The organism is Nocardia anaemiae NBRC 100462 (genome assembly GCF_001612725.1).
Lineage (GTDB): Bacteria > Actinomycetota > Actinomycetes > Mycobacteriales > Mycobacteriaceae > Nocardia > Nocardia anaemiae.
The window spans coordinates 1-16,506 of sequence record NZ_BDAZ01000014.1 but is presented as its reverse complement, the minus strand read 5'-3'; the positions used below and the strand labels follow the sequence as shown (position 1 = coordinate 16,506).

The 16,506-nt window shown below is 67.6% G+C and carries 12 protein-coding genes; 8 read left to right on the top strand and 4 right to left on the bottom strand.

Going from position 1 to position 16,506, the window contains the following annotated elements; genetic code table 11:
• The first annotated feature begins 156 nt into the window (after positions 1–156).
• Positions 157–3,552, top strand: a complete 3,396-nt coding sequence (locus NA5_RS09375) for an AAA domain-containing protein (protein ID WP_245672176.1) — start codon at positions 157–159, stop codon at positions 3,550–3,552.
• A gap of 119 nt (positions 3,553–3,671) precedes the next feature.
• Here NA5_RS09375 and NA5_RS09370 read toward each other — a convergent pair whose 3' ends face one another.
• Both NA5_RS09370 and NA5_RS09365 read right to left on the bottom strand, forming a co-directional pair.
• Positions 3,672–4,859: an amino acid deaminase/aldolase gene (locus NA5_RS09370; RefSeq protein ID WP_157110303.1), complete on the bottom strand. Its 1,188-nt coding sequence runs from the start codon at positions 4,857–4,859 to the stop codon at positions 3,672–3,674.
• Between the two features lie 39 nt (positions 4,860–4,898).
• Positions 4,899–5,378 carry a TetR family transcriptional regulator gene (locus NA5_RS09365; protein ID WP_084483990.1) on the bottom strand — a complete coding sequence of 160 codons (480 nt, stop codon included), beginning with the start codon at positions 5,376–5,378 and terminating at the stop codon, positions 4,899–4,901.
• Positions 5,379–5,796: 418 nt separating this feature from the next.
• Between NA5_RS09365 and NA5_RS09360 the strand changes: the two genes are divergently transcribed.
• Positions 5,797–6,543, top strand: a complete 747-nt coding sequence (locus NA5_RS09360) for a tyrosine-protein phosphatase (RefSeq protein ID WP_062984081.1) — start codon at positions 5,797–5,799, stop codon at positions 6,541–6,543.
• A gap of 1 nt (position 6,544) precedes the next feature.
• On the opposite strand, the gene NA5_RS09355 is transcribed toward NA5_RS09360, so the two are convergent.
• Both NA5_RS09355 and NA5_RS09350 read right to left on the bottom strand, forming a co-directional pair.
• Entirely contained in the window at positions 6,545–7,813 is a 1,269-nt protein-coding gene (locus NA5_RS09355) for a class I adenylate-forming enzyme family protein (RefSeq protein WP_062984079.1), read from the bottom strand.
• A gap of 95 nt (positions 7,814–7,908) precedes the next feature.
• Positions 7,909–8,703, bottom strand: a complete 795-nt coding sequence (locus NA5_RS09350) for an enoyl-CoA hydratase/isomerase family protein (protein ID WP_062984077.1) — start codon at positions 8,701–8,703, stop codon at positions 7,909–7,911.
• 102 nt (positions 8,704–8,805) lie between these two features.
• Between NA5_RS09350 and NA5_RS09345 the strand changes: the two genes are divergently transcribed.
• The 6 genes from NA5_RS09345 to NA5_RS39165 all read left to right on the top strand — a co-directional run.
• Entirely contained in the window at positions 8,806–9,831 is a 1,026-nt protein-coding gene (locus NA5_RS09345; protein ID WP_062984075.1) for a glutathione S-transferase family protein, read from the top strand.
• A 112-nt stretch (positions 9,832–9,943) separates the two neighbouring features.
• On the top strand, positions 9,944–10,675 hold the full coding sequence (locus NA5_RS09340; RefSeq protein WP_062984074.1) for a hypothetical protein: 732 nt from the start codon (positions 9,944–9,946) through the stop codon (positions 10,673–10,675).
• Positions 10,672–11,637, top strand: coding sequence for an ABC transporter ATP-binding protein (locus NA5_RS09335; RefSeq protein WP_062984072.1), 966 nt, complete (start codon positions 10,672–10,674; stop codon positions 11,635–11,637). The genes NA5_RS09340 and NA5_RS09335 overlap by 4 nt, the downstream gene beginning before the upstream one ends.
• Entirely contained in the window at positions 11,634–12,416 is a 783-nt protein-coding gene (locus NA5_RS09330) for an ABC transporter permease (RefSeq protein WP_062984070.1), read from the top strand. Before NA5_RS09335 ends, NA5_RS09330 begins: the two co-directional genes overlap by 4 nt.
• Positions 12,417–12,490: 74 nt before the next feature.
• Complete coding sequence (locus NA5_RS09325; protein ID WP_062984068.1) at positions 12,491–16,165, top strand: ABC transporter ATP-binding protein; 3,675 nt, start codon at positions 12,491–12,493, stop codon at positions 16,163–16,165.
• A gap of 114 nt (positions 16,166–16,279) precedes the next feature.
• Positions 16,280–16,506, top strand: a 227-nt coding sequence (locus NA5_RS39165) for a 2-oxoglutarate dehydrogenase E1 subunit family protein (protein WP_169811276.1), incomplete at its 3' end; no start/stop codon positions are given.

Sequence of the window (16,506 nt, the reverse complement as noted above, 5' to 3'; positions counted from 1 at the left end):
GGACGGGTAAACCGCCGGTGGGAGCGACGGGCCCGGAGGCGGTAGCTTGCGTAACCACGCAGGGCCCCCGCGGACACCGAGTTCAACGCGGTCGAATCGGCTAGCTACAGTGTTGCCGTCCGTGTCCGGCGAAGACACAGGAGGCCGCGTTTGATCGTGTTCGGTGATCGTGTCGTCTGTTCCGCCGTCGACCTGGTGCGTGCGGCGCACTGTGAATTCCAGTTGCTGCGTGCCCTCGATACCGAACTCGGCATCATCGCGGGCACGGCGGATGTGCTGCCGGATCATGCGTCGCGCAGCGCATTCGACGATGCGCGCGCACGCAGACTCGCGGACTTCCGTGATCGGTTCGGCACTCAGATGGTGGAGATCCATTGCGCCGCGCACGATCCGGCGGCCGACGCCGAGGGATATATCGCCGCGCTGCGGGCCGCCAATGCTGAGACGGTCGCGGCGCTGCGGGCCGGTGCGCACGTAATCCACGGTGCCACCTTTTTCGACGGAAAATTCGTCTGTACCAGCGATTTCCTGGTTCGGGCCGGTCATCGGGTGCGCTATACCGCGCACGGCACCGCGGCGGGTGCACCGGATCGGATCGACGCGGCACTCGAACTCGCCGCCTGCGCCGACGCTTTGGACCGCAGCGGCGCGCTCACCGCGCCCCTGGTCCGGTTGTACCTGGACGAGGACAGCGAGACCTTCGCGCTCACCGATCTGCTGCCGGTGTATCTGGCTCGGCGCGGCCGGGTGGAGCGGATCCTGGAAGACAAACTGAGCGAGTTGCTGCCCGTGCAGTGGGGCGATCCGCGCTATCTCGCCTGCGGCCACTGCCGCACCTGTACCACCGCCATCTCGGCGGCACGCGATCTGCTGCTGGTCGCGGGTATGCCGCGCACGGCGAGGGCCCGACTGCGCGAGGCCGGGGTGAGCACCATCGATCGGCTGGCAACAACTAGCACCGCTACTGTGCCCGGCCTGCCGCCGCGCACTTTTACCGCATTGCGTCGCCAAGCCGAAATCCAGCTGGCCCGAGAAGATTCCGGACAACCGACCCACACGCTGGTCGACCCGATCGCATTGGGCGCGCTGCCGCCGCCGTCACCGGACGATCTCGCGCTCACCATCGAGGAGGAGCCATCGGGTCGGCTGCTCGCTATCGAGGTGGGCGGCAACGGCACGGTCCACCTGGCCTTCCGTGCCCCCTTCGGCGCCACTCCCGCACCGTATCGCGCGCTGACCGATAGCACCGACGAGGAGGCCGGGCAGCGGCGCGCATTGGACGAGGTGCTCGACTTCATCGCGCAACGGCTGCGGATGTATCCGGATGCGCGCGTGTACCACTACACCTCCGGCGTGCGCTCGGCGCTGCTGCGGTGGACGGGTCGGTACGGCGTCGGTGCGGAGACTGTCGAGGATCTGCTGCACGCCGGTGTGCTCGTCGATCTTTATCCGATCGTGCGCAATGCCTTGCTGATCGGGGAACGCTCCTACCGGCTGAGCCGGTTGCGGCGGCTGTTGCCGAATGCGCCGGGCCAGGAACGCGATTGCGTCACCGTGCTGCGGCTGCGCGACTGGTTGCTGGATCGGGTGGCCGAAGGGCGGGTGGATCCGGATGCGGTGCTACTGGACCAGGCGAGTTCGTGGTGCCTGGTGCCGAGCCCGGAGCAGCCGGACCCGCCGCCGCCGTCGCGGCCCTCCTCGATCGAAGCCGCACTCGCGGAATTCGCGGCGGCACAGGGCGAACCACGTCATCCCGCGGCATTGATGGCGGCGGCGCTCGGTTATCACCGACGCGAACGCCAGCCGCTGTGGTTGGCACATGCCGACCGGCTCAGTCATCCGGTCGACGAATGGGCCGACGCGCCAGGGGTATTGGTCGCCGATTGGGGCACGGTCGATACCAAGTGGCATCGCAGCCCGCATCAGCCGACCATGCGCAGATACCTCACGCTGACCGGACGGATCGGCATCGGCTGGGGCGGTAGCGAGACCCCGGGCGGGGCCGCGAACGGCACGGTGCTGACACCGGGCACCACCGTCTACACCTTCTACGATCAGCCGGTCGCCGCCGGGATGATCACCGCTGTCGGTCGGCGCGCGACCGCCACCGCGACCGTGCTCGGCTGTTCGGTGGACGCGAACTTCGACGACACCGTGCGGCTGGAAGAACTATTGCCGCACGCCTGCGAACCCTATGACGAACTGCCGATCGCGATCGCACCCGGCCTGCCTGCCTGGGACGAGAACATCGAGACCGCGGTCGAATTCGCCGCCCAGCAACTGCTGATGGCCCTACCGGAGATCCCGGCGGGCGCGGTCTTCGACATCCTCGCCCGCCGACCACCGCGCCTACGGCGTGCCGAGCGGCTACCGGATGTGCACGGTGACCATGCGGCGGCCATCACGGCCGCGCTGCGTGATCTCGACGATTCCTATCTCGCGGTGCAGGGACCGTCGGGCACCGGCAAAACCTCCACCATCGCAAGGGCGATCGAACGTCTGGTCACCCGGCACAAGTGGCGCGTCGGCATTGTCGCGCAGACGCATGCGACGGTGGAGAGTCTGCTCGACATGATCGTCGCGATGGGCGTGCTACCGGAACTGGTGGCCAAGAAGGATGTGCAGGCAGTGGCGCCGGAGTGGTCGGTGATCGACGGCACGCGCTATCCGCGGTTCCTGGACAATGCGGTCAACGGCTGCGTAATCGGCGGCGTACCTGCCGATTTCGCCGATGACGATGTGGTTCCCGGCGACAGTCTGGACCTGCTGGTGATCGCCGATGCGGGCCGCTTCCCACTCGCCGACACCGTCGCCGTCGCGGTGAGTGCGCGCAATCTGCTACTGCTCGGTGATCCCGCGCCGTCGGCGGCACGCAGCGCGCATCCCGAGCCGGTCGACGAATCGGTGCTCGGCTGGCTCACCGAGGGCCGCCACACCCTGCCCACCGAGCGCGGCTACTTCCTGGATCGCACCTGGCGGATGCATCCGCGGGTCTGTGATCCGATCTCCCGGCTGTACTACGACAACCGGCTGCGCTCCAATGAAACCGTCACGCTCGCACGGCAACTGGATGGCATCGAACCAGGCCTGGAGACGGTGCTGGTGCCGCACAGTGGTGATTCGACCGAATCGGTGGCCGAGGCCCGCGAGGTGGTCCGGCGGGTGCGTGCCCTGCTCGGCGTTTCCTGGACGACCGGTGCGATGACACGACGGCTGCATCCGCACGACATCCTGGTGGTCGCGCCCTACAGCGCCCAGGTCGGCCTGATCCGAACGCTGTTGGCCCGGGCCAAGATCGAGGATGTGCTGGTCGGCACCGCCGAGCGATTCCGCGGCCGGGAGGCGGCGGTGGTGCTCATGTCGATGACCACCTCCAGCCCCGCCGACGCGCCCTACGGTATGCGATTCCTGCTCTCGCGCGGCCTGGTTCAGGCGACGCTGTGCCGGGCCATGTGGAAGGCGATGATCATTCGGTCCCCACTGCTCACCGAATATCTGCCGAGTACGCCGGACGATCTCTCGGATCTGGCGACATTCCTGCGACTCAGCTGAATATTTCTTTCATCATTTGTTCGGTTCGTGACCGAAATAATCAATCCGAACCGGTTGGTTCTTTTAGCGGAATTCGATCTTGAAATTGCCATCCAACGCAATTCGCAATTGGCGGCGGCTCAGCCGAAGCAGTTGCCCTCACCGCGATAAGTGGGCACGGTCGTCCGCGTGCCGTCGCCATCGATCAGATGAACTTGGTCGAACCGCTCGCACAACTCGCCCGCCTTGGCATGCCGGAACCACACCCGGTCGCCGATCCGCAGTTCGGCGGCCCCGGACAGCGGCGTCTGCACCTCGCCGGCCCCCTCGGTGCCGAGCAGCTTCAAACCGGTGGGCCACACCGGCTTCGGCACCCGCGACGCCCCGGTCGGACCGGAGGCGATGTAGCCGCCAGCGAAAACCGTTGCGATGGACCGGGTCGGCTTGCGCAGCACCGATGTGGCGAAGAACAGTGCCGGGCGCGGGGTGAAGGCGCGGTAGTGATCGAAGAGCGTCGGCACATACAGCCCGGAGCCCGCGGTCGCCTCGGTGACATCCGAATCGGCGACGCTGACCTCGATGGATCCCGAGCCGCCGCTATTGACGATCTCCAACGTGCCGACCACCGAGCGCACAGCGTCCAGCACCTGCCTGCGCCGCTTGCCGATCTCGGCCGCCGAGGCCCGCTTCACCAGGCGCACAGCGATATTGGCGTCGGGCAGCCCGGCGATCTGCGCCTCATAGGTCATCACGCCGATCACGTCGAACCCACGGCGCACCGCCTCGCGCGCCAGCACGGCGGCCTGTTCGGGGGTACGTACCGGCGAGCGTCGAACGCCCAAGTGCAGCGGTCCGATTCGCAGCGATGCGTCCACGTCGAGGCAGATCCTCGGCCGCACCAGATCGGTGCCGACCGCGGCGCGGATCAGGTCCAGCTGCGCGAGGTCATCGATCATCAACGTAATGGATCGGCGCAGCGTGTCATCGGCGGCGAGTTCGGCGAGCGCCGCGCGGTCGACGGTCGGATAGCCGAGCAGCACATCGCGCGCACCGAGGCGGACCAGCCAGATCGCCTCCGCCAACGAATAGGACATGATGCCCGCGAAGCCGCCGGATGCGGTGAGCCCGGTGCCGAGCACCTCTTCGAGCACCGCGCGACAGCGCACCGATTTACTCGCCACCCGGATGGGCACGCCACCCGCGCGACGGACCAGGTCAGCGGCATTGGCGCGCAGCGCGGGCAGGTCGAGGGCGGCAAGCGGCGGGTCGAGCTCGGCCGTGGCCGCGTGCAGGGCGACAATCGGCGACGTGTCGGTCACCGGACCCACTCAACCACCAAACTGGTCAGGCGTCCAGTACTGCCGGAATCAGACTTCGGCGGCCCGGCTCGCCAGGCTGCTGACCAGGTCGTCGAGTACCACCAGCATCGTTTCGTCATTGCAATCGGCGAGCCAGCGCAGCACCGTGCCCTGCAGCACCGAGACCGCATAGGCCGCGATGGCATCGGTCGGCTCCAACCACTGCGCGCCGGAACGGTCGGCACACAGGTCCAGGAAGCTCGCGACCTCGGAATCCATTTCGCGGAACAGGGCCGTGGTCTGCGGGTCGGCGACACATTCGGTCTGCGCCTCCCACCGTTCGGCCAGCTGATGCGCGGTCGCCTCGTACCTGCGGGCCTGCTTGGCCGGTGCCGCCTTGACCAGCGGCCAGTACGCGCTCACACCGGCATGCAGCAGCACCCGAAGCGCTCGCACTCCGGTGAAATCGAGCGAGGCGGCCGCCTTCTCGACGGCCTCGCAGATGGTCGGCCGCAGCCTGACCGCCGCTATTTCTCCACGTACGCTCAACGACGACTCCCTCGAGGAAAGAACTCGCGCACCTTCGTCGGCGCGACTCGCTGAACATGACAGGCCGCTCTCACGAATCCCCCGCTAGGGAATTTCCTGGATGCCCAGTCCAACATTCACCAATGGTAAGGGGTTTCCGGGGTTTAAGAACGGCTTCGGCGGGTATTTCCAGACTGGAAGAATGTTTTGTTACCCAACCGGAATCGCGCTGCGATCCAGTGGTGTGCACCGGAATCGCCTCCCCGGGCGTCATTCTCGCGTCTGCCCTACGCAAGAAGACCATCGACCAGACTACGGTGTCAGCCGGTCCCGCCCCGGCATTCTGTGGCGGATCCCACACAAAGACCTCGCAAACTGGACTACCGACGGTTCCGCGATCGACACCGTGCCGACGCCGCGGGGTAGCTAGCCTGGACCGGTGACTCTCTCGCCCTCCGCCGACCAGTTCTATCTGACCGGCACGTTCAACTTCCGCGATCTCGGCGGTCTGCGCACCGTCGACGGCGCGCGGATCCGTCCCGGCGTACTGTTGCGCTCGGCCCAGTTGAGCGGCCTCGATCTGCCCGGCCACGCGATCCTGCGCGAACTCGGCGTCACCGATGTCTTCGACCTGCGCGGGCCGCGCGAGATCGAGCACATCGGCCACGACAATCTGCCCGAGGGCGTGCGGCTGAATGTCACACCGTTCGACTCCCGGATGACCGAGGCGCCGCCGCACGATGCGCAGACCGATTCGGCGTTCACGCACATGCTCGAGGTCTACCGGTACTTCCCGGCCCTGCCCGAGGCCAATGCCGCGATCATCACCATCGCCGAGACGATCGCCGCCGGCGACGGCGCGGTGCTGGTGCACTGCGCGGCAGGTAAGGACCGGACCGGCTGGGCGATCGCGACACTGCTGCGCGCCGTCGCGGTCGGCGAGGCCGATGTGCTCACCGACTTCATGGCCAGCAATGACGCCGTCCCCGCCCTGCGCGCCATGATGGCGCCGAAACTCACTGCGGGAGTCGAACTTTCCATCGATATCCTCGGTGTGCGCGAGGACTACCTGCGCATCGCGACGGATGCGGTGCACGAAAGCCACGGTGATTTCGAGACCTACCTGACCGCCATCGGGTTCACCGCGGACCTGCGCGCACGGCTGCGCGATCGCCTGCTCGAGTGAGTCACCCCGCCTGCGCCTGCTCGCGCCGGACCAGACCGTCGGCGTCGATGCTGACCTGATCGCCGGTATGGAACCAACTTCCGGTGAAGCGATCGGCGGTGGTCTCCGGATCGTTCCAGTAGCGGTGGGTGACATTCGGTCCGCGGCACAGCAATTCGCCGTGACCGGTCTGCGCCCGCGGCCCCCACAGCGCCAATTCGGTTCCACCGAACGCGAATCCGAGCACCGGATCGGCACCGGGCGCGGTGTCGGTGGAGTCGTCCATCACCAAGCCGATGCCACTGGTCTCGGTCGCGCCCCAGACCGACCACTGCCGCGCGGCCGGGAACATATCCCGCAGCGGCGCCACCAGATCCGCCGGATCGGTGCGATCGGCGGCGCGTTCGCCGCGATGTCCCGCATTGCTGACCCGGACGATGCCCTCGGTGCGCAGTCCCTCGGTGCGCAGTCCCGCGAGTTCGGGCAGCAGGCGGGCGAAGATGCGCGGTGTCGCGGAAACCATATCGATCCGTTCGGAGACAATGGTTTCGGCGAGACTGCGACCGTCCGGCGCGAGGACGACGGTGCCGCCGACCGCGAAGGTCGGCAATAGCTGGTCCACACAGCCGCTGGCATGGGCCAGCGGTAACAACACCAGATTGCGCAGTCCATCGGTCGGCAGATCCATCGCCGCGACGACGGAACGGATCGCCGACAGCAGATTTTCGTTGGTCAGCTCGACGCCTTTGGGCGCGACGGTGGCATTGGCCGGACAGACCCCGGTGCCGCTGGTGTAGCAGAGCAGTGCCAGATCGCTCAGGGCCGCACCGTCATCGATGAAGGCGGCGCCGTCGGGCAATTCGTCGCTGCCGCCGCCGAGCACGAAATCGGTACTGCTGTCGGCCATCACCCGCTCGGCGACCGCATCGGGCAGTCCATCGTGGACCAGCACCGGGACCGCGCCGCTGAGCAGCGCCCCGAGAAAGGCCTGTACCCAGCGCACGCCCGTCGGCATGTGGATGGCGACCCGGTCGCCGTAGCCGATGCCGTGTTCCTGCAGACCACCCGCGATGCGGGAGGCGGAGTGCCACAGCTCCCGATAACTCAGCCGGGGGCCGCCGATCTCCACCACGGCCTCCCTGGCCGAGAAGGCATGCACCTGCAGATCCAATAGTTCGGTCAGCGCCGGGGTGAGGTTGCCGTAGCGCAGCACCCCATCGGCGCCGCGGGCCAGCGGGGCATCGCAAGCATCCGGACGGTTGAGTGGATATTCGACCAAAAACTGCGACATGGGTCCTCCGCACGCGCCTCGAGCCTGCAGGCTCCTGCGACTATATGACGCGAGTCACACTTTCGCTGGCATAGGCGAGGAACGTGTCCTTGCTGTCACCGGCCGGTGTATGTCGCCTTCCCCGGCCCGACCTCCAGGAAGCTGCGCACCGCGCCGCGCAGATCCGCGGTATCGAACAGTGCGCCGGACACCTCCGGCGTCACCGAATCCGCGTGCGCCACACCACCGGAGCGCCACGCCTCGATGATCTGTTTGGTCGCGGCATGCGCCCGGGTTGGGCCCTCCGCCAGGCGAGTCGTCAGTTCCCGTGCGGCAGCGTCGACATCGTCGTGGACCGCGTTGACCACGCCCCATTCGGCCATGGTCGCGGCATCGTAGAGGTCACCGGTCATCACGAATTCGCGGGCGCGGCCCGAACCGGCGCGCTCGGCCAGTCGCTGCGGACCGCCCATCGACGGCGTCAGGCCGACGACCGTCTCCACCAGGCCGAATTTCGCCTTCGGCGCGGCCAGGATGATGTCGCAGGCCAGCGCCATTTCGAAGGCGGCGGTCAGGGTGAGGCCGTGCGCGGCGAAGACCACCGGACACGGCAGCGCCTCTAGCGGATGGATGATCTGCGCGAACAGGGCGCGCCACAGTTCAGCGCCCTGCTCGATCGTCAACCCGTCGAAGACGTGCACGTCGACGCCACCGGAGACCAGTTTGCCCTCGGCCCGCAGCAGCACCGCGCGCGGCGGATTGGCCGATAGCTCGGCGAGATCCTCGACGAGCGCGTCGAGCATCGACCGGTCGAACAGATTCAGCGGCGGATTGGCCAGGGTGAGGGTCGCGACCTCGGCGCCGCCGTCGGTGGTTTCCCGGGTCAGCCTGGTGGCCTTCGTATCACTCATCCGGCAAGACTAAGCTGACCCACTCCACCCGCTGCCGTCCCCCGATGCTCGTGCACACCGCTCGCAGCCCTCATTCCGGCGAAGATCTGCCAGACTAGGCAAGTGACCAAGGCGGTATCGGAAACCGGCTCCTACGTCGAAGCCGGTGAGTTCAAGCGGGATACGAATTACATCACCACACGCATTACTGCTGATGGCCGCGACGGGTATCCCGTCGAGCCTGGCCGGTATCGGCTGGTCGCGGCGCGGGCCTGTCCGTGGGCCAATCGCACACTGATCGTGCGCAGGCTGCTGGGGCTGGAAGACGTCATCTCGCTCGGTTTGTGCGGGCCGACGCACGACAAGCTCAGCTGGACCTTCGATCTGGATCCCGGTGAGGTGGATCCGGTGCTCGGCATCCACCGGTTGCGCGATGCGTACCTGGCACGGTTCCCGGACTATCCGCGCGGCATCACGGTGCCCGCACTCGTGGACATCCACACCGGACAGGTGGTGACCAACGACTACGCGCAGATCACCCTCGATTTCTCCAGCGAGTGGACCGAATTCCATCGCCCCGGCGCGCCGCAGCTGTATCCGCAGGAGCTGCGGGCCGAGATCGACGAGGTGAACCAGGCGGTCTTCCGGGATGTCAACAACGGTGTGTACCGGTGCGGATTCGCCGGTACCCAGGAGGCGTACGAGAAGGCCTACGATCGGCTCTTCGGTCGGTTGGACTGGCTGTCGGAACGGCTCGCCGGCCAGCGCTACCTGGTGGGTGACACCATTACCGAGGCCGATGTGCGGCTGTTCACCACGCTGGTCCGCTTCGACCCGGTCTACCACAGCCATTTCAAGACCAACCGCTCCAAACTGAGCGAAATGCCGGTGCTGTGGGCGTATGTGCGTGATCTCTACCAGACACCCGGATTCGGCGACACCGTCGATTTCGGGCAGATCAAGACGCACTACTACGTGGTGCACCGCGACATCAATCCGACGCAGATCGTGCCCAAGGGGCCGGATCTGACCGACTGGCTGACCCCGCACGGCCGAGAAGCGCTGGGCGGCAGGCCATTCGGCGACGGCACCCCGCCGCCACCGCCACCGCTCACCGAGCGGGTGCCCGCCCTGCGCGAACCGGCGTGATCGAACCGACATGCTGGGAACCCGGCCGACCGGGTACATCGTTGTCATGACGAGTTGATGGCGGCCGGTGCAATAAGGTCGTTGCGTACGGGCGGAACAGGAGGATGTCGCCGTGTTCAAAGGCACGTTCGAGAAGACGGTGGTCCAGCTACTCGATACCGGGTCGCGCCTGCAGGCGCCCGCGGTCGCCAAGTACGTGGACCGGCTGCGGCGTTCGCATCCATCGGAGAGTCCCGCGCAGATCATCGAGCGGCTGGAACACCAGTACCTGCTCGCGGTCACCAGCAGCGGCGGCGCGGTGGGTGCGACGGCGGCGGTGCCGGGCGTCGGCACCATCGCGGCGCTCGCGGCGGTCAGTGCCGAGACCACCTTCTTCATGGAGGCGTCCGCGGTGTTCACGCTGGCCGTCGCGGCCGTGCACGGCATCTCCCCCGAGGACCAGGAGACGCGTCGGGCACTTGTGCTCGCGGTCGTGCTCGGTGAGAGCGGGATGGAGATCGTCGAGAAGACGGTCGGTCATTCGGCGAAGAACTGGGGCACCTTGTTCGCCAATAAGATTCCCGGCCTGTCGAGCATGAACGATTCGCTGCTCAAGCGATTCATCATTCGCTTCATCACCAAGCGGGCGGCATTGATGGCGGGCAAGGTGGTGCCCGCCGGTATCGGCGCGGTGATCGGCGGCGTCGGCAACCGGACCCTCGGCAAGTCCACGATCAACAACGCGCGCAAGGCATTCGGACCCGCGCCGGTGACCTGGCCCGCCGATCGACAGCTCGTCATCGACGCCGATCCACTGCCCGCCCTGGATCCGGCGAAGCCGCAACCCCCGACCACGCCGCGATGAGCGCTGCCCGACCGCTCGCCTGCTCCGTTCGTGGTCTGACCAAGCGCTACAACCTGGTCACCGCGGTCGAAGACGTGAGCTTCACCGTGCCGTCCGGGACCACCGCCGCCCTGGTGGGTCCGGCGGGCGCGGGGAAGACGACGATCCTGCGGATCCTGCTCGGTCTGCTCCAGCCGACCGCCGGAACCGCGGCGGTCGGCGCACCGGGCTCCCGGCGAGGCGAGGCAGCCGCGACGGTTGTCGTCGGCGGCATGTTGCAGCCGCGCGGGCTGCATCCGGCTCGAAGCGCGCGCGATCATCTGCTGGTCTATGCGGCGGCCGCCGGTGTCGAGGACGCGCGGGTCGACGAGGTGATCCAGGTGGTCGGCCTCGGTGACCTGGCGAAAACGCGGGCGGGCGAGCTGTCGGACGGCTCGCGGACCCGGCTGGCGCTGGCGACCGCGCTGCTGGGCGACCCGCAGTTGCTGATTCTCGACGATCCCCTGGCCGGTCTCGACGCGGCCGAACGCACCTGGCTGACGGACTTCCTGCGGCGGCACACCCGCCGCGGCGGCTCGGTCCTGTTGTCCAGCGAAAGCCTCGCGAATGTGATTCCGATGGCGGACAGCATCATTGTCCTCAGCGAGGGTTCGGTGGTCTATCAGGGCACGCCCGCCCGGCTACGGCGCGGACATCCCGATCGTCTGGTCGTCGCCGCGTCGACCCCGATCGCACTGGCCACCATGTTGGCCGCACAGGGCTTCACCGATGCGGTGATCCGTCCCGACGGTCGCCTCGCCGTTGCCGAGGCGACCGAAGCGCAGATCCGGGCGGCGGCGACGGCGGCCGGTGTGCGCGTGGACAATATCGCGGCCGACCAGATCCACCCCGACCGAGTGCTCGCCGCACTGGTCAAACCGGCCCGCCCACCCCAGCCCGCCCCCTATGCCGGGATCGCACCGCAGCAAGGGATTCCACGATGATCACCGTCCTGCCCGCGGACCTCGTTCCGGCCGTCAATTCCGAGGTCCGCAAGGTCGCCACGCTGCGCGCCAGCCGAATCCTGGCCGCACTGATCCCCGCGATCGCCCTCGTCGCGAGCACGGTGACCGCACTGCTCGCCGGACCCGCCGATCCGAAATCCAATCCGGCCACGGGCGCGGCGACCATCGGGCTATATATCGGTCTCGCGGCCGCGATCGTGCTGGCCGGTGCCTTCGGCGCGGCCGGTGCGGGAGCCGAATACCGTTACGCGACAATGCCGTCCACCGCGCTGTTCAGCCCCGACCGTGACCGGCTCGCAGCCGCGAAATTCCTGGTCACCGCTGGCTTCGCCCTGGCCGTGACCTTCGTTGTCGAACTCATCGCCTTCGCCTGCCTGCTCGGTTTCGGCCGCGGCAAATTCGATTTCGGAGTGCGGTTACTCGCCGTGCTCGGCGGCGGTCTGCTCGCCGCGGTCTGCTGGTCGCTGATCGGCGCCGGTCTGGGATTGCTGCTGCGCACGTCGACCACCGCGGTCGTGGCGATGCTCGGCTGGCTGGTGATCATCGAACCGTTGATCTGGGTCGTCGCCAAGGCAATCGGCCTCGCCGGAGTGGTGACCGTCCTGCCCGGCTCGGCCACCGTCAGCACCGTCGCCGTTGGTTCCTTCAAAGACAGCGACTTCCTGGCCCCCACCCCCGCCGCACTGGTGATCCTCATCCTCTGGACCATCGCCGCCGCGGGCGGGGCCTGGTGGTTGCTCCGCACCGCCGACCTCTGATCCGGTCCCGGCCGCGGGGAACAAATAGCGGTGCGGCACGTGTCATTACCGTCGGTACCAGCACGACAGACGGGATGAGCAGCGGAGTGACCGAGCGCGGTATGGGTTGGATGCGCAGACTGTGGACCGAGTGCTGGAGCCACCGGGGAACGGTCACCGGCATCGCCATCGCGTTGACGGCCGGAGCGGTGGTCGAGATCTCCGCGCCGCTGCTGACCAAGCGGGCGGTCGATGCGGCCGGGGTCGGTGACACCTCCGTCATCGGGACCATCGCGGCCCTGCTCGCCCTTGTCGCGCTGGGACGCTTCTCGGCGGCCTTCGGACGCCGCATGTTGGCCGGACGGCTATCCCTCGATGTGCAGCACTCGTTGCGTGTCAGCCTGCTCGCCTCGCTGCAGCGACTGGACGGTGTCGGGCAGGACGCGCTGCGCACCGGACAGGTGGTGTCGCGGTCGATCACGGATCTGCAGTTGGTGCAGGGCCTTTTGGCGATGACGCCGCTGTCTGGGTTGGCATTGCTGGAGTTCCTGCTGGCCGCCGTGGTCATGGTGTGGCTATCGCCGCCGCTGGCCGCTGTCGCATTGTTGGTGGTCCCCGCCATCGCGGTGCTGGTATATCGGATGCGGCCTCGCCTGTACGCGGCAACGTGGTCGGCGCAGCAGCGCGCGGCCGAGGTCGCGCAGCATGTCGAAGAGACAGTCACCGGCGTGCGGGTCGTCAAGGGTTTCGGGCAGGAAGCTCGGATGGTGCGCGTGCTGGAGGAGCACGGGCGCGTTCTCTACGCCGAGCGCATGCGCGCCGCCGGGATCAATGCGCGCTTCGCCCCCGGGGTGACCACGATTCCGCAAGCCGGACTGGTCGCGGTGATCGTTGTCGGCGGTCTGCTCGCCCTGCACGGCGTGATCGGTATCGGCACCTTTCTCGCCTTCTCCGCGTACGTCACGACCATGACCGTCACCACCCGAACCATGTCCTCTGTGGTGATCATGGCCCAGCTGACCAGGGCCGCCGCCGAGCGCGTCTACCAGGTCATCGACGCGGCCCCCGAAATCGCCGATCCGCCTGCCCCCGCCGAGCTCCCCGACGGACCCTTGGGCATCGACATCGATTCGCTCACTTTCGGATTCGATCCCGCGCAGCCGATCCTGCGTGACCTCGACCTGACCGTGCGGCCCGGCGAGACCGTCGCCGTCATCGGCCCCGCTGGCTCCGGAAAGTCGACGCTTTCGCTGCTTCTCCCGCGCTTCTACGCCCCGGATTCCGGCGCCATCCGCCTGTTCGGATCCACGGAAACCGCTGAGCGGGTGGATATCGCCGACCTGCGCGCATCCGATCTACGCAGCGCGGTGGGGGTGGTGTTCGACGACCCGTTCCTGTTCAGCGACACCGTCGCCGCGAATATCGCCCTCGGCCGCCCGGAGGCCACCGATGCCGAAATACGGTATGCCGCAAAGCTTGCCGCCGCCGACGAGTTCATCACCGAACTCTCCGATGGCTACGACACCGTGGTCGGCGAACGCGGATTGACGCTCTCCGGCGGCCAGCGGCAGCGAATCGCCTTGGCCAGAGCGCTATTGGCGCGCCCGCGGATTCTGGTGCTCGATGACGCGACCTCCGCGGTCGACGCGGTGACCGAGGCGGCCATCTTCGAGAAGCTGCCCGATGCCGGCGGGCGCACCACGCTGATCCTGGCGCATCGGGAATCCACACTGGCGCATGCGGATCGGGTGATCCGGCTGCCTGGGCCGGTCTCATATGCCACCGGCGAAGCCACGATTGTCGACACTTTCGCTCGCGCGGCCACACCGATTAGCGGCCCGGGCGGATTCTCCGGCGCAGCAGCCGATCTCAGCGAAACCCCCGAATTGCGCCGCACCATCGAAGGTCTGCCACCGGCCACCGAACAACCCGGCTTGGACGAGGAGGAGCTGCGGCAACCGGATCCCGGATTCCGGCTCGCTCGCCTGCTGCGTCCGGTGCGCTGGTTGGTCCTGACCGTCATCACGCTGCTCGCGCTGGACACCCTCATCGGCGTCGCCTTCCCGCCGATCGTGCGTTACGCCATCGATTCCGGTGTGAGCGGCCATGATTCGGGCGCACTCGGCAGAGCCGGAGTGCTCGGCGCGGTCTTGGTGGTGCTGGGTCTGGCCGTCGGCGCGGCGACCACCGTCCTCACCGCACGCACCGGCGAACGCGTCCTCTACGGCCTGCGCGTGCGCAGCTACGCCCATCTGCAACGGCTGGGATTGGACTACTACGAGCGCGAGCTGTCCGGTCGGATCATGACCAGGATGACCACCGACGTGGACGCCCTCTCGACCTTCCTGCAAACCGGCGTCGCGACCACGCTGATCGGCGTGCTCACCCTGGTCGGCATCGCGGTGGCGCTCTCGGTCATCGACGCCTCGCTGGCGGCGGTAGTACTGATCGCGCTGCCGCCACTGCTGGTGGCGACCGCGCTGTTCCGCCGCGTCTCCGCCACCGCATATACCGTCTCGCGCGAACACGTCTCGACCGTCAATGCCGATTTCCAGGAGAATGTCGCCGGTCTGCGCGCCGTCCAGGCCAACCGGCACGAGCCGATCGCCGCCCGCCGCTTCGCCGAATACTCCGATCGGTACCGCGCCAGCCGGATGCGCGCCCAGCGCGCGATCGCCATGTACTTCGCCATCGTCATCGCCTGGGCCGATCTGGCGCTGGCCGCGGTCGTGTATTTCGGCGCGCGCGAAGTCGCCGACGATACGACGACCGCGGGAACACTCATCGCCTTCGTGCTGTATCTGCAGCTGCTCTTCGGCCCGATCCTGCAGTTGTCCCAGGTTTTCGACGGCTACCAGCAGGCGCGCGTCGGCCTGCGCCGCATCGGCGACCTGCTGCGCACCCCGTCCGCCATCGCCGCCGATCCACCGGACGCGATCGCGATCGAGCACGGATTGCGCGGCGAGGTCGTCCTCGACGGAATCCGATTCCACTACCCGGGCACCGAGAAGCCCGCCCTCGACGGAGTGTCACTGCGGATTCCGGCCGGATCCACGCTGGCGTTGGTCGGACCGACGGGCGCTGGCAAATCGACCATCGTCAAGTTGCTCGCCCGCCTCTACGACCTACCGCGCGACAACCCGGGTGCGATCGAGGTCGATGACATCGACATCCGCGACTACCGCCTCACCGACTACCGCGCCCGGCTCGGCATCGTCCCGCAGGAAGCTCACCTCTTCACCGGCGATGTCGCCAGCAACATTGCATTCGGGAAACCTTGCGCGACCGAAGCCGAGATCGCGGCGGCCGCCACCGCGGTCGGTGCGGCCGACATGATCGCGGCGCTACCGCAGGGCATGCGCCATCCGATCGGCGAGCGCGGCCGTGGGCTCTCGGCGGGCCAACGCCAACTGATCGCCCTCGCCAGAGCCGAACTGGTGCGCCCGGATCTATTGCTGCTCGACGAGGCCACCGCCACCCTCGATCCGGAGACCGAGGCATCGGTGCTGGCAGCAAGCCGATCGCTGACGCGTGGCCGCACCACCGTCGTCGTGGCGCACCGCCTCGGCACCGCCGCGCGAGCCGATCGGATCGCCGTCGTCGAGCACGGACGAATCGTCGAAATCGGGACGCACGACACATTGGTTGCGGCCGGTGGCCGCTATGCCCAGCTATGGGCGGCGGCCAGCGAAACGGGGGGAATATTCTCGGGTGAGGACGGGTCGTCATCTTTGGGATCGGGTTTGTCCGGTGGTCAGTCGATCCACTGATTTGCTGCTGGGCCTATCCTCAGAGAGGGCGCATCGGCGCGCATCCGCTGATCCCCGTGCCGGGCACGTCACAAACGTCGCAGCGCGAAGAACGAAATGAGGCGAACACCTGCTGTGAGCAGCTCAACTTCCCAGTTCGGACAGAACCAGTGGCTAGTCGATGAGATGTATCAGAAGTACAAACAGGATCCATCTTCCGTCGATGAAAGTTGGCACGAGTTCCTCGCCGATTACACGCCCGAAGTCGCGGGTGATTCCGGTAACAGCGCCGCGCCCGCGGCCGCGCCCGCGCAGGTGGCCAACCCGGCACCGGCACCAGCGCCGGTGAAAGCGACCCCGGC

Coding starts and splice junctions, on each gene's coding strand:
- NA5_RS09350 (WP_062984077.1), bottom strand. CDS start 8,703: ATGAGTGATACGAAGGCCACCAGGCTGACCCGGGAAACCACCGACGGC.
- NA5_RS09325 (WP_062984068.1), top strand. CDS start 12,491: ATGAGCAGCGGAGTGACCGAGCGCGGTATGGGTTGGATGCGCAGACTG.
- NA5_RS09335 (WP_062984072.1), top strand. CDS start 10,672: ATGAGCGCTGCCCGACCGCTCGCCTGCTCCGTTCGTGGTCTGACCAAG.
- NA5_RS09355 (WP_062984079.1), bottom strand. CDS start 7,813: ATGTCGCAGTTTTTGGTCGAATATCCACTCAACCGTCCGGATGCTTGC.
- NA5_RS09330 (WP_062984070.1), top strand. CDS start 11,634: ATGATCACCGTCCTGCCCGCGGACCTCGTTCCGGCCGTCAATTCCGAG.